9 protein-coding genes are annotated in these 13,459 nt (G+C 61.4%); 6 read left to right on the top strand and 3 right to left on the bottom strand.

Annotated features, from left to right (window positions below):
- Positions 1–6 precede the first annotated feature (6 nt).
- Positions 7–1,401, top strand: coding sequence for an efflux transporter outer membrane subunit (locus BK658_RS24795; RefSeq protein ID WP_123584602.1), 1,395 nt, complete (start codon positions 7–9; stop codon positions 1,399–1,401).
- Positions 1,402–1,545: 144 nt separating this feature from the next.
- Here the strand turns inward: BK658_RS24795 and BK658_RS24790 are convergent, their stop codons facing one another.
- Both BK658_RS24790 and pvdP read right to left on the bottom strand, forming a co-directional pair.
- Positions 1,546–1,911, bottom strand: a complete 366-nt coding sequence (locus BK658_RS24790) for a DUF6124 family protein (protein WP_123584601.1) — start codon at positions 1,909–1,911, stop codon at positions 1,546–1,548.
- Positions 1,912–2,249: 338 nt separating this feature from the next.
- Positions 2,250–3,887: a pyoverdine maturation tyrosinase PvdP gene (gene pvdP / locus BK658_RS24785; protein WP_123584600.1), complete on the bottom strand. Its 1,638-nt coding sequence runs from the start codon at positions 3,885–3,887 to the stop codon at positions 2,250–2,252.
- Between the two features lie 259 nt (positions 3,888–4,146).
- Here pvdP and pvdM point away from each other — a divergent pair, with 259 nt between their 5' ends.
- From pvdM to BK658_RS24760, 5 genes are all read left to right on the top strand, one after another.
- Positions 4,147–5,496: a pyoverdine-tailoring dipeptidase-like protein PvdM gene (pvdM, locus tag BK658_RS24780; RefSeq protein WP_123584599.1), complete on the top strand. Its 1,350-nt coding sequence runs from the start codon at positions 4,147–4,149 to the stop codon at positions 5,494–5,496.
- Positions 5,497–5,526: 30 nt separating this feature from the next.
- Positions 5,527–6,807 (top strand): pyoverdine-tailoring periplasmic protein PvdN, encoded by a 1,281-nt coding sequence (gene pvdN / locus BK658_RS24775; RefSeq protein ID WP_123584598.1) that lies wholly within the window; start codon positions 5,527–5,529, stop codon positions 6,805–6,807.
- Between the two features lie 38 nt (positions 6,808–6,845).
- Positions 6,846–7,715 carry a dihydropyoverdine dehydrogenase gene (pvdO, locus tag BK658_RS24770; RefSeq protein WP_123584597.1) on the top strand — a complete coding sequence of 290 codons (870 nt, stop codon included), beginning with the start codon at positions 6,846–6,848 and terminating at the stop codon, positions 7,713–7,715.
- Between the two features lie 109 nt (positions 7,716–7,824).
- Positions 7,825–9,474 carry a cyclic peptide export ABC transporter gene (locus BK658_RS24765; protein WP_123584596.1) on the top strand — a complete coding sequence of 550 codons (1,650 nt, stop codon included), beginning with the start codon at positions 7,825–7,827 and terminating at the stop codon, positions 9,472–9,474.
- A 176-nt stretch (positions 9,475–9,650) separates the two neighbouring features.
- The gene (locus BK658_RS24760) at positions 9,651–12,116 is read left to right on the top strand and encodes a TonB-dependent siderophore receptor (protein WP_123584595.1); all 2,466 of its coding nucleotides are present in this window, start codon (positions 9,651–9,653) and stop codon (positions 12,114–12,116) included.
- Between the two features lie 369 nt (positions 12,117–12,485).
- On the opposite strand, the gene BK658_RS24755 is transcribed toward BK658_RS24760, so the two are convergent.
- Positions 12,486–13,448, bottom strand: a complete 963-nt coding sequence (locus BK658_RS24755; RefSeq protein WP_123584594.1) for an alpha/beta hydrolase — start codon at positions 13,446–13,448, stop codon at positions 12,486–12,488.
- Positions 13,449–13,459: the final 11 nt, after the last annotated feature.

Below are 13,459 nucleotides of genomic sequence, written 5' to 3'. Positions count from 1 at the left end.
CGACCTATGAAGCCGTCTTTGAACCTGTTGTCCGTCTGCCTGTTGCTCAGCGCCTGCGGCAGTCCGGCCCAACGCCCGGAGAGCGGCATCACGCCGCCGAGCACCTGGCAATCGCCGTACACCAGCAGCGCCGCGCACAGCCGCCAGCACTGGTGGACAACCTTTGGCAGCTCCGAACTCGATAGCCTGATCGAACAGGCACGTATCGGCAGCTTCGACCTGGCCGCCGCCGTCGCGCGAGTACGTCAGGCTCAAGCCTCGGCGGTGATCGCAGGCGGTCCGCTGTTGCCGGAAGTGAAAGCCTCGATGAACGCCAATCGCCAGAAACTGCTGCGCGGCAGTGGCTACAGCCAGCTCGACGCCGACAGCAACAACAACGCCGTGGATTACTTCGACGCCAACCTCAGCGCCAGTTATGAAATCGACTTCTGGGGCGGCAAACGTGCGGCCCACGACAGCGCCCTGCAAGGCGTGCGCGCCAGCGAGTTCGATCAGGCCACGGTCGAATTGACGCTCTTGAGCAGCGTTGCCAACAGCTACGCGCAAAGCCTGTCGCTGCGCGAACAAAGTACGATTGCCGAACTGAACCTGGCCAACGCCGAAAGCGTGTTGAAACTGGTGCAGACCCGATTCGACTCGGGTTCTGCGACCGCATTGGAGCTGGCCCAGCAAAAAAGCCTGGTGGCCGCCCAACAGCGCCAATTGCTGTTGGTTCAGCAGCAAGCAGAAGAAGCGCGCATCAGTCTTGCCGCCCTCCTCGGCCTCCCGGTGCAAGAGTTGCCGCCAAGCGTGCAGCGCTTCGATCAGTTGAACTGGCCGAGCATCGGCGCCGGCCTGCCCAGCGACCTGCTCAGCCGCCGCCCGGACATCGCCCGTGCCGAAGCGCAACTCGCCGCTGCTCAGGCTGACGTCACGGTTGCCCGTGCGGCGATGTTGCCGACCGTGACGTTGAGCGCCGAACTCGGCTCGGGGGCCGACACTTTTAGCGAGATCATGCGCAGCCCCTTCTACAACCTGACTGCCGGATTGGTCGCGCCCATTTTCAACAACGGTCGCCTTAGTGCCGAACGCGACCGCGCCACGGCTCGTCGGCAAGAGCTGCTGGAAACCTATCGCGGCGCCATCATCAATGGCTTCGCCGATGTCGAAAAAGCCCTGACCAGCATCCGTGGCCTGGACCAGCAACGGCAGTGGCAAAGTGAAGAACTGAACCAGGCGCACATCGCCTTCAACCTCGCCCAACGCCGCTACCAGGCGGGTGCCGAGGATTTGCTGACGGTGCTCGACACCCAACGCACGCTGTATGCCGCCCAGGATCTGAATGTGCAACTGCGGCTGTCGCGGGTGCAGGCCAGCATTGCGTTGTACAAGGCGTTGGGTGGGGGGTGGCGGGTGTTGTGACCCAGTGATCGCGTGGTTTGAATCAACAAAGTTCCAATGTGGGAGCGCGCTTGCTCGCGATAGCGGACTGACAGTCAACTGAGATGTTGAATGTGATGCCGCCATCGCGAGCAAGCTCGCTCCCACAGTAGTGCAGTGTTACTGCTATTCCGGCTGATCGTAATGATCCAGTGCCCGATTCACCAACAATTCCCCCAACGAAACCATCTGCTGAATCGCCAACGCCACATGCCGGCGCGTGCCTTCCAGCTCGAACGCCAGATCGCTGGCCAGCACATTCAACGACGCGAGGGTTTCCGAGGAGTGGGCCAGCAGGGTTTCGTTATCCAGATCGGGGATCACCGCGAAGATGTTGGAGGGACGCTTGTCGGGCAGATTGCCCTTGTCGAACGGTGGTTTGAGGTGGTGATCCAGTGCTCGCTCGGCGGCGTCGTGGAGTTTTCTGGAGTCGGTGGAGGCGTAGGGGGAAGTGCTTGAGGCTTCTGGGGAATCGGGGGTGATTTTGTGCATGATGACGCTCCGTTGATGTATGCGCCGTTTACTCATCGGGTTTCCAAGCCCGGTCGCTGAATGGGCAGCGACCACCGAAGACTAGTCACGCCCCTTCCCACCGGCAACCTGAAAACCATGTCGGAAACTTCTGTGGCTCCTACGCCTTGGGTAGGAGATGAACACCCAACCTGTGGCGAGGGGGCTTGCCCCCGTTGGGCTGCGAAGCAGGCCCCACAACCTGCAATCGGGTTTCGTCAGGCACACCGCGTTCACCGGGTTTGCGGCTGCTGCGCAACCGAACGGGGGCAAGCCCCCTCGCCACAGAAACGCGTTCGCCAGCTTGCTACGGGGAACGATCAGTGACTTGCAGTCACCGCCTCTTTGGGCTTCAAATGCCGGGCATACCACGGTCGTCTCGGCACTTTGCGGAACAGGTCGGCGAGTTTCTTTTCGTCGTCGCTGAAAGTAATGCGCAGCGCCAGCTTCATGGTTTCCGGGTCCATTTCCACCGACTTGCCGATCTGCAACCCCGGGATGGTGCTGCAACCATGGGTGATCGGACCGAGCCAAGGATCAGCCGCTTCAACCCAACGCCCAGGCGTGAACCACGGTACGCCGTTGACTTCCAGGCGGGTCAGTTCGCCGGGGTGGAAACGTTCATGGGCTCGGAACCAGTCTTCGAGGCGATCATCGATCCAGCCGTGGAAGTGCCAGAAAATCGGGCTGACATGGGACGAAAACGGGTCACCCAGAAAGTCGTTTTCGGCGGCATACCAGCGCGCCGAGAAGTCCGCCGGATCGCGGGCGAACGGTACTGGCGCGCCGTTGGACGGGTCACGCGGCACCGAGGCCCAGCGCATGTGCAGCCAGTCGTGCAGACCGAGTTCGACTTGCGAACCGAACTGGCCGAGGGTCAGCTTCGACAGGTAACGCGGGTCGCGGTATTGCGACTCCCAGACCTGGAAATTGCTGTGATAGGTCTCGGCGGTCTTGATATCGCTGACCCATTGCGAATACTCGTGATCGTCTTCGGCCTGCCAGGTCGGCGGCAAGGCAAAGCCGTCGTGGTTATCGTAGTAGAGGGCAAAACCCTGGCGGTCGCGTTCCAGCTCCGGCTGCGGCATCGGGAAGCTCGACCATGACGGCAAATCCTGCATTGAACGCGCAGTGCCGAGCATGTGCCGGTGCATGAAGAAAAAATCGATACCCGAACCATTGCGGTCCTTGCGCGGCCCACGGGCATCGCGCTCCTGATCCCGTGGGCCAGGTTGCCAGCCGATGCCGCGCAAGGCGTTGCGCTTGTCTTCAGACAAGGTGTGCCATTTGTCTCGCGAGGCATGCCAGAGCTGGTGGAACAAGCGGTGCTCGGGGGAAATCAGCCACGCCAGCAAGGTCGGGTGCAAGCCGATGCGCTCGCGGGCTTCGGGGAATACGCGCTTGACCGCGATGAAGCGGTTGTCCTGTTCGGGTAACCCGAGCGCCCGGTCCAGCCGCAGGATCCGCCCGCTGAGGCTGCCACTGCCGGCATTGCCGAACGCGCCCCAGACTTCGTCGAGGGTCAGGCTACATTCGTAGTCCGGGGCCCCATCAGCCGATGGGTGACCGATCAAGCGCCAGCGCAAGGCATGGGGTTCGGCATTGGCCAGGTCACCGAGCACCCGGTAACGCGCCGGACTGTCACTGCGCAGGCGTTCGGCGGTGTCGAGGTAGCCGCGCAAGCCCCGGCCACGCGGGGCGACGTCGAGAAACACTTCAAGCCCGGTGAGCGGCAAGCCTTCGAGGCCGGCATGGGTGCCTTCGAAACGAATCTCCCAGACACCGCGCAGCGTGTCCGCCAGCCGTTGACCGGCCTGATCGGCGACGTCGAACGAGGCTTCGCCCGGGGTGATCGTCTCATCCTTTCTGGTGAATTCGCGATGCCCGTAAAACGCCGCAGGCACCGCCGCGCCGGTCAATGCCAAACCTGCCAGGAACCCTCGTCGAGAAATCGTCATTGCCCTACCTGTGTCAGCCATGAAGCAGGCTTTATCCAAGCTAGGACGAGTGTTGCCGGCACAAATTTAAAAGTTTCGCGAGCAGGCTCGCTCCCACAGGGAATTTGCGGTGAACACACTATTTTGTGGATCCCGGAGATCAAAGGTGGGAGCGAGCCTGCTCGCGAAGAGGCCAGCACATTCGCCTAAATTCCTCCGACAGTTACTCGTTCTTCCCAGATAGCAACGCTCTTCGACGGCGAACCTGACTGAGATGGCAATGACAAAACCACGTTCGAAAAAAGCCCTGTTCATCGGCCTTCCCCTGGCCTTGGCCGTGACCGCTGGTGCGGCTTTTCTGGCTTGGGATTACGGGTTCAAGGACAACCCCGGCTACCCGGTCAAGGTGCTGAAACAGGCCGACGAATTGCACGAGCGGATCCTCTCGTTCGACAGCCACGTCACTATTCCGCTGGATTTTGGCAGCGCCGGCAATGAAGCCGACAAGGACGGCGGCGGGCAGTTCGATCTGGTCAAGGCCCGGCGCGGGCGCTTGTCTGGCGCGGCGCTGACAATCTTTGGCTGGCCAGAGATCTGGAATGGCGCCAATGCCCCGCACCGCCCCACCGCTGGTTTTGTCGAAGAAGCGCGTAACGAGCAGGAAATCCGCTACAAGATCATCAGCACCCTGGTGCGCGATTTCCCCCATCAGGTGGCAATTGCCTACACCCCCGAAGATTTCCGCCGACTGCACGGCGAAGGCAAGTTTGCGATCTTCATCAGCATGCTCAACGCCTACCCGCTGGGCAACGACCTGCACCAGCTGGATCTGTGGGCCGCCCGTGGCATGCGGATGTTCGGTTTCAGTTATGTCGGCAACAACGCCTGGGCCGACTCGTCGCGGCCACTGCCGTTTTTCAATGATTCGCCGGATGCCCTCGGCGGCCTGTCGGACATCGGCAAGCAGGCCGTGCAGCGGCTCAACGACCTCGGGGTGATCATCGACGTCTCGCAGATGTCAACCAAAGCTTTGCAGCAAGTCAGCCAGTTGAGCCGCACGCCGATAGTCGCCTCGCACTCGGCGCCACGGGCGCTGGTGGATATCCCTCGCAACCTCAGCGACCAGGAAATGCAACTGATCAAGAACAGCGGCGGTGTGGTACAGATCGTTGGCTTCCCGACTTACATCCGCCCGCTGAGCCAGGCCAGCCGCGACAAACTCAATGCGCTGCGGGCGCGCTTCGACCTGCAACCCTTGGCCAACCTTGAAATGGCGCTGATGCCCGGTGACCCGGTGATCACCGTCTGGTCCGAACAGCGCTTCGGCGAGTACGCCAGCGCGCTCTACGCCATCGTCGAAGAAGAGCCCAAGGCGACCCTCAAGGACTATGGCGACGCGATTGATTACGCGGTGAAGAAGATCGGCATCGATCACGTCGGCATCAGTTCCGACTTCAATGACGGCGGCGGCCTGCACGGCTGGAAGGACGTCAGCGAAGGCCGCAACGTGACCGCGGAGCTGATCTCGCGCGGCTACAGCGAGGCCGATATCGCCAAGCTCTGGGGCGGTAATTTCCTGCGGGTCTGGGGCCAGGTGCAACAGGCCGCCAAGCCTGTTGCCAGCCGCTGACCCGCCTTCTTCACCAAGTGAAATGAGCTCATGACCAATCGCCGTTCATTCCTCAAACAGGCCGGCATCCTCGCCGCCGGCCTGCCGCTGAGCGCCGCCCTGCCCCATGCGGCTGTCGCCACGGCATTCAGCCCGCAACCCAAAGACCAGTGGCAGCAGTTGCGTCAGTTGTTCACGCAAGATCCTGACTACCTGCACTTCGCCAATTTCCTGGTGACCTCGCACCCCAAACCGGTGCGCGACGCCATCGAGAGGCACCGCGCCAACCTCGATCGCAACCCCGGACGCGCGATGGACTGGGACCTGGGCGAAACCGAAAAACGCGAGCAGGAAGTTCGCGTCTGGGCCGGCCACTACCTGCAAGCCAAACCCGAGCAAATCGCCCTCACCGGCAGTACCACCGAAGGCCTGGCGGTGATCTACGGTGGAATTCATGTGCGCCCGGATCAGGAAATCCTCACCAGCGAACACGAACACTACTCGACCAATAGCGTGCTGGAGTTCCGCCAGCGCAAGGACGGCACGCGCGTGCGCAAGCTCAAGCTGTTCGAAAACAGCCAAGCAGTTTCCGTCGATGAAGTGCTCAGTTCGATCAAGGCCGGCATTCGCCCTGAAACCCGAGTGCTGGGCATGACCTGGGTGCATTCGGGCAGCGGCGTGAAGCTGCCGATTGGTGAAATCGGCAAGCTGCTGGAAGAGTTCAACCGTCAGCGCGACGACCAGGACCGAATCTTCTACGTGGTCGATGGCGTGCACGGTTTCGGCGTCGAAGCCCTCGACTTCCCTGACATGCACTGCGACTTCTTTATTGCCGGCACCCACAAATGGATGTTCGGCCCGCGGGGCACCGGGATCATCTGCGCCCGTTCCGCCGAGCTCAAGGACCTCACGCCGACGCTTCCAACGTTCTCTGAAGCCACAACCTTCTCGACCATCATGACCAGCGGCGGCTATCACGCCTTCGAACATCGCTGGGCGCTGGATGAAGCCTTCAAGTTGCACCTGGAGTTGGGCAAGCACGACGTTCAAGCGCGCATCCATCAACTCAACAGCGAGCTGAAAAGCCGTTTGCTGGAGCATCCGCAAATTGAACTGGTGACACCGCGCAGCGCCGAGATGTCGGCCGGCTTCAGCTTCTTCCGGGTCAAGGGCCAGGACTGCGACCCGATTGCCGCTCGCCTCATGGAAAACCGCGTGGTCTGCGATGCGGTCGACCGTGACGTCGGCCCGGTGATCCGCACCGCGCCCGGCCTGCTCAACAACGAGGCAGAAATCGAACGCTTCATGACCTTGCTCAACAAGAACACTTGAGCCTGCCGCCAGCCCCTTTCCTTGGATCGAGATGACTCATGAACCCTGACAGGCTCACTGCCCCCCTGCTCAAGCCGCTCCTCGTATTAGCCCTGACCAGCCTGCTGCCACTGGCCGCCGAAGCGGCGCAGCCGGGCAAGGTGTTCAAGGACTGCAAGCACTGCCCGGAAATGGTCGTGCTGCCGGCCGGCACCTTCACCATGGGAACACCGGAGGATGAAGTCGGTCGCGAGCCCGATGAAGGCCCGATGCACGACGTCACCTTCGCCAAGCCTTTCGCCATGAGCCGCTTTCAGATCACCGCCGGCGAATGGGACATTTACGTCAAGGACAGCGGCGTGATCATCGCCAACGGCGACGAACGTCCCGGCCGTGAATGCATCGCCAGCAAACCGCGTTACCCACAGACCCCACGCCAGCCGGCGGTGTGCATGGATTTCGACGACGTCAAAAACTACGTCGCGTGGCTGTCGAAAAAAACCGGCCAGAACTACCACATGGTCAGCGAAGCGCAGCGCGAATACGCGGCACGGGCCGGCTCCAAAGGTCCGTTCCCCTTCCCGTTTGATGAAGGCAAGGGCTACAGCATCGCCCAACACGCCAACACCTACGGCCCGGCCGACGGTTACAGTTTCAGTTCGCCGGTCGGCAGCTACCCGGCCAACGCCTTTGGCCTGTACGACATGCACGGCAACGTCTACGAGTGGGTGGCCGATTGCGAACACCCGGACTACGTCGACGCCCCCACCGATGGCAGCGCCTGGCTGAAACCCGACTGTGAAGCGGTGCGGATTCGCGGCAACGACTGGGGCGAGGCGCCGGTGTTCTCCCGTTCGGGCAACCGCAACAGTCAGTACCCGAAAGAGCGCGGCGACTGGATTGGCTTTCGGGTCGTGCGTGACCTTTAAGCACTGATCCCCTGCCTGCCGGGCCGCCAGTCGGCGGCCTTCTAAATTAAGCCTGCGACCAGACGTTCTACTGGGTATCTGCCTTTACGACCCAAGGAACTGTCCGCTCATGACCCAGCCTACCCGTGGCGCAATCGCTGAATTGTTCGCCCTGTTGAAACCCTTTCGGTTCATCGTCGCCGGGTCGATCCTGCTCGGCATGGTCGGCGGCCTGAGCGTGACGGTGCTGCTGGCCACCATCAACAACGCCCTGCATTCCGACAACGGCCTGACCCAAGGCGTGGTCGCGCTGTTCGCCGGGTTGTGCGTGCTGGCGCTGCTGAGTTCGATCTGCTCGGACATCGGCACCAATTACGTGGGTCAGCACATCATTGCCCGACTGCGCAAACAGCTCGGCGAAAAAGTCCTGTCGGCGCCCATCGAGCAAATCGAACGCTACCGCAGCCATCGGTTGATTCCGGTGCTGACCCATGACGTCGACACCATCAGCGACTTCGCCTTCGCCTTCGCGCCGCTGGCGATTTCCGTCACCGTGACCCTGGGTTGCATGGGCTATCTGGCCATGTTGTCGTGGCCGATGTTTCTGATCATGGCCGCAGCGGTGCTGATCGGCATTGCCATCCAGGCCTTCGCGCAAAGCCGTGGCATCCAGGGCTTCATGGCCGCGCGCGAAGCCGAAGACGAACTGCAAAAGCATTACAACGCAATCGCCGGAGGTGCCAAGGAGTTGCGCATCCATCGGCCCCGTCGCCAGCGCATGTTCGTCTCGGGCATCAAGGCAACTGCCGAGTTCATCTGCAACACCCAGGTGCGTTCGATCAACACCTTCGTGATTGCCAAGACCTTCGGCTCGATGCTGTTTTTCGTGGTCATCGGCTTGGCCCTGGCCCTGCAAACCCTCTGGCCCAGCGCCGACAAAACAGTGATGAGCGGCTTCGTCCTGGTGTTGCTGTACATGAAAGGCCCACTGGAGCATTTGATCAGCACCTTGCCGATTGTCAGCCGGGCGAAGATCGCTTTCCGGCGCATCGCCGAACTCTCCGAACAGTTTTCCACCCCCGAACCGCATCTGCTGCTGAGCGATCAGGGCAGCACGCCACAGACGCTGCATGCGCTTGAACTGATGAACGTCAGTTACCGCTTCCCTGCCGTCGAGGGCAGCACGCCGTTCCGGTTGGGGCCGGTGAACCTGCAGGTCAAACAGGGCGACATCGTGTTCATCGTCGGTGAAAACGGTTGCGGCAAGACCACGCTGATCAAACTGCTGCTGGGGCTCTACACCCCGCAGCAGGGCGAAATCCGGGTGAACGGGGTGGCCGTTGACGCGGTCAATCGCGACGACTATCGCCAACTGTTCACCACGGTGTTTGCCGACTACTACCTGTTCGATGACGTGGTGCAAGGCGATCAGCAGATTCCCGAGGACGCCAACCAATACCTCGAACGACTGGAAATCGCCCATAAGGTCAGCGTCAACGGCGGCCAGTTCAGCACCACCGATTTGTCCACCGGACAGCGCAAGCGCCTGGCGCTGGTCAATGCGTGGCTGGAGGAGCGTCCGGTGCTGGTGTTCGACGAATGGGCCGCCGACCAGGACCCGACCTTCCGGCGGATTTTCTATACCGAACTGCTGCCGGACCTCAAACGCCTGGGCAAGACCATCATCGTGATTTCTCACGACGACCGTTATTTCGACGTCGCCGATCAACTGGTGCGCATGCACGCCGGGCAGGTTGTCACCGAGCTCGCAAACGCTTGATCGCCCTTCCCCCGCGCAAGGCGGCAAGCGCCTTGCGCGGGATCTGAACACCACCGCAACCCAACACAAGACGCCGAATTGAAGCTCGGTTTTCCGGTTTTTCGCCCGCGACGCGTCTAATAACAATTCTTATTAACAAATACTCTGCACACACTTCTCAGGAGCACAGGCAAGTAATGCGACCCACTCTTAGCCGCACACCTCTCGCGCTGGCAGTACAGCGACCGATGCTGCACCGGACGTTGTTGACCAGCGTCCTGCTGACCGCCACCTTGCTGGGGAGCTCGATGGCCAATGCTGCACCTGTGAACGTCAACATTGCGGTTCAGTCTCTGTCCAGTGCGTTGAACGAACTGGGCCAGCAGGCCAACCTGCAAATCCTCTACAACCCGGATCAAGTCGCCGGCATCAAGTCCAAAGCGGTATCCGGCTCGCTGGAGCCAGAGCAGGCGCTCAAGGCCCTGCTGCAAGGCAGCGGTATTTCGTTCCAGATCGACGGTAACCGCGTGACCCTGGAATCGGCGGGTTCCGGGCAAAGCCTGCAACTGGGCGCCACCACCATTTCCGGCCAGGCACTGGGGTTGACCACCGAAGGCACCGGTTCCTACACAACCGGCGCCACCACTACGGCAACCAAGCTGCCACTGACCCTGCGCGAAACCCCGCAGTCGGTCACCGTGATTACCCGTCAGCAAATGGACGATCATGGCGTTCAGGAAATCGGCGACGTGCTGCGCAATACCCCAGGTGTTTCGGAGCAGGCCTACGACAGCGACCGCAAGGAATATGCGACTCGTGGCTTCGCCATCACCAACTATCAATACGACGGCGTCAACACCATCTATGACGGGGTCTACGACGAAGGCGCGACCCACGTCGACATGGCCACTTATGACCGCGTCGAAGTCATCAAGGGCGCAACCGGCCTGATGACGGGCTCGGGTGACCCGTCCGCCACCGTCAACCTGGTGCGCAAAAAACCGACCCGCGACTTCAAGGCGTCGATCACCGGCACCGCCGGTTACTGGGACAACTACCGCACCGAAGGCGATATCTCCGGTTCGCTGAACGAGACCGGTACCGTTCGCGGACGGTTCGTGGGGGCGTATCAGGATCGCAAATCGTACCTGGACCACTACACGCAAAAGAAAGACGTGTTCTACGGCATTCTTGAAGCCGACGTGACGCCCGATACCCTGCTGACCTTCGGCATCGACAAGCAGAGCGTCACCCCGCGTGGTTCGTCCTGGACCGGCAACCCGGTGTATTTCTCCGACGGCACGCGCACCAATTTTTCTCGTTCCTTCAACCCGGGGGCCGACTGGAGTCGCCGCGACTTCGACTCGATCACCTATTTCACCGCGCTGGAACAAGCGCTGGCCAATGACTGGAAACTCAAGGTCAGTCTCAACCAGAAGCTGACCGACCACGACACGCGCCTGGCCTCGGCCAGCGGCGGCAACCCCGACCCGGTCACCGGTAAAGGGATGTTCCTGTACTGGGGTCGCTGGGAAGGTCATCGGACGCAGAACACTGCCGACGTAAACCTCTCTGGCCCGTTCACCCTGATGGGCCGCCAACATGAACTGGTGGCTGGTGTGATGGCCTCCCATTCCCGGCAGACCGGCGACACCTTTGACACCAGCGCCTTTGCCCAGGTACCCGGGAGCATTTTCGACTGGAACGGCAAGCTGCCCGAGCAGAACTTCCCGCGCAACGGCAAGTACGAAAGAACCCAAAGCCAGAACGGCGTTTACCTTGCCTCGCGGTTCCGCCCTACCGACGATCTGTCGTTGATCCTCGGGACCCGCGTCAGCACCTTCAAATACAACGAAGACTACGACTACAACGCCGGCAGCAACATGGCCAACACCCATGCCAGCTACAAGGAGCACGGGGTCGTCACCCCTTACGCCGGTGTGGTCTACGACCTCGATGACGTTTACTCGGTTTATGCCAGCTACACCTCGATCTACCAGCCGCAGATCTACAAGGACGCCAACGGTGCGACCCTGCCACCGGTGGAAGGCAAAAGCTACGAGACCGGTCTGAAGGCGGCGTACCTGGATGGCCAGTTGAACGCCAGCCTGGCGTTGTTTCGCATCGAACAGGAAAATGTCGCCGAGTCGATCGGCACCAACCCCGTGACCAACGAAGGCATCTACAAAGCCATCGACGGCGCCACCACCCAAGGTATCGAGCTGGAACTGGCCGGTGAGTTGCAGGAAGGCTGGAACCTGTCCGCCGGCTACACCTACGCGCGCACTCGCGACGCCGACGGCAACCGCATCTTCGGCTACCCGCTGTCCACCACCAAACCGGAACACGTCGCCCGGATGTTCACCACCTATCGCCTGCCAGGCATGCTGGACAAGGTCACCGTCGGTGGCGGTATCAGCTGGCAGAGCGGCTACTATGGCAAGATCTTCAGCTCGACCGTGGGCGACTACACCCGCATCAAACAGGGTGGCTACAGCCTGGTCGACCTGATGTCGCGCTATCAGTACAACGAGCACCTGAGCTTCACCGTCAATGCCAACAACGTGTTCGACAAGCGCTACCTCAGCGGCCTGGGCAACTTCGACACCACCTACTACGGCGAGCCACGCAACCTGATGCTCACCACCAAGTGGGATTTTTGAGTCCGCCACGCTGTGTTTGAAACGATTAAAAACCCGCCATTTGGCGTAATGCTGGTCAGTTAGCGTCACTTTTGCGAGGAATGCTTCAGGCTGTTCGCCACTGCTCAAGCCCCCCCCTCACCCTAACCCTCTCCCCAAGGGGCGAGGGGACTGACCGAGGTGGTCTTTCGAGTTACATCGACCTGAAAGTCCGAGTCGAACTCAGGCTTGAAAGGCCTGGAGATCTGCTCCCTTTCCCCTCTCCCCCGTGGGGAGAGGGCTGGGGTGAGGGGTGGATTTCGGATCAGAACAGAGCATTCAGGCGCTGAGTTTTCTTAACTGACCAGCATTACGCCGGATGGCGGGTTTTTCGGATCAGCCAAATCCTCGTCAGGCTGACAAATGTGCGCGTAACCACCCCGCCACTTCCTGATGAATGCCCTCCACCTCCTCAAGCAACCCGGCCATGCGCAGGAAGTCGTGGGTCATGCCCGGCTGCTCCAGCAACGTCAGTTCATTACCGGCCGCACGCAGGCGCTCGGCGTAGGCCAGACCTTCGTCGTGCAGAGGATCGTAGCCGGCCAGATACACCAGCGCCGGTGCCAGGCCTGTCAGGTCCTGAGCCAGCAACGGTGAACAGCGCCAGTCGGCAAGGTCTTCGGGCGTGCGCCCGTAATGCCCGTAGAACCAGTCCAGGGTCGCGGTTTCCAGCAAGTAGCCTTCGGCAAAGTCACGGTGAGAGGCACGCCGGATCGTTGCATCCGTCACTGGGTACACCAGCGCCTGCGCCTTGGGTTTCAAGGCCAGTTCCGCCGGATCGCGCACGGCGATGATCGACAGCACCGTGGCCAGGGTCGCGCCGACACTGTCACCGGCCAATGCCGTACGCGCAGCATCGAGGCCATGACGGGCACCTTCACCGACGATCCAGTTGGCCGCGTCGCAGGCATCCTGTACCGGCGTCGGGAAACGCCACTCGGGCGCCAGTCGATAGTCGACGGTCAACAGCGCGAAATGCCCTTGCGCCGCCAACCGGCGACACAAGGCGTCATGGGAATCCAGACTGCCGACCACGTAACCACCGCCATGAAAGTACAGCACCACCGGTTGTGGCCCCGCTGGCAATTGCGCGCTGCGGTACAAACGTGCCGGCAAGCTCCAGCCATCGCGGGCGCGGATGTTCAGGGTCTGGCAATCAATGCTTGCCAACGCTGTATCCAGCACTCCGGAAGCCGCCTCGAAATCGGCGCGGGCCTGTTGTGGGGTCAGTTCGTGCATCGGGCGACTTTTGCCGGTCAGACGGCCGAACTCGGCGAGTTCGAGAAAAGCTTCAAGTTCTGGCAAAACGGCCATGAACGGTTCCT

The sequence above is a fragment of the Pseudomonas brassicacearum genome, assembly GCF_003732175.1.
Taxonomy (GTDB): domain Bacteria; phylum Pseudomonadota; class Gammaproteobacteria; order Pseudomonadales; family Pseudomonadaceae; genus Aquipseudomonas; species Aquipseudomonas brassicacearum_G.
Note: the sequence above shows the minus strand (reverse complement) of the source record. Positions and strands in the feature narration are given on the sequence as shown.

Coding starts and splice junctions, on each gene's coding strand:
- BK658_RS24765 (WP_123584596.1), top strand. CDS start 7,825: ATGACCCAGCCTACCCGTGGCGCAATCGCTGAATTGTTCGCCCTGTTG.
- pvdP (WP_123584600.1), bottom strand. CDS start 3,887: ATGACGATTTCTCGACGAGGGTTCCTGGCAGGTTTGGCATTGACCGGC.
- BK658_RS24790 (WP_123584601.1), bottom strand. CDS start 1,911: ATGCACAAAATCACCCCCGATTCCCCAGAAGCCTCAAGCACTTCCCCC.
- BK658_RS24760 (WP_123584595.1), top strand. CDS start 9,651: ATGCGACCCACTCTTAGCCGCACACCTCTCGCGCTGGCAGTACAGCGA.
- pvdN (WP_123584598.1), top strand. CDS start 5,527: ATGACCAATCGCCGTTCATTCCTCAAACAGGCCGGCATCCTCGCCGCC.
- BK658_RS24755 (WP_123584594.1), bottom strand. CDS start 13,448: ATGGCCGTTTTGCCAGAACTTGAAGCTTTTCTCGAACTCGCCGAGTTC.
- pvdM (WP_123584599.1), top strand. CDS start 4,147: ATGACAAAACCACGTTCGAAAAAAGCCCTGTTCATCGGCCTTCCCCTG.
- BK658_RS24795 (WP_123584602.1), top strand. CDS start 7: ATGAAGCCGTCTTTGAACCTGTTGTCCGTCTGCCTGTTGCTCAGCGCC.
- pvdO (WP_123584597.1), top strand. CDS start 6,846: ATGAACCCTGACAGGCTCACTGCCCCCCTGCTCAAGCCGCTCCTCGTA.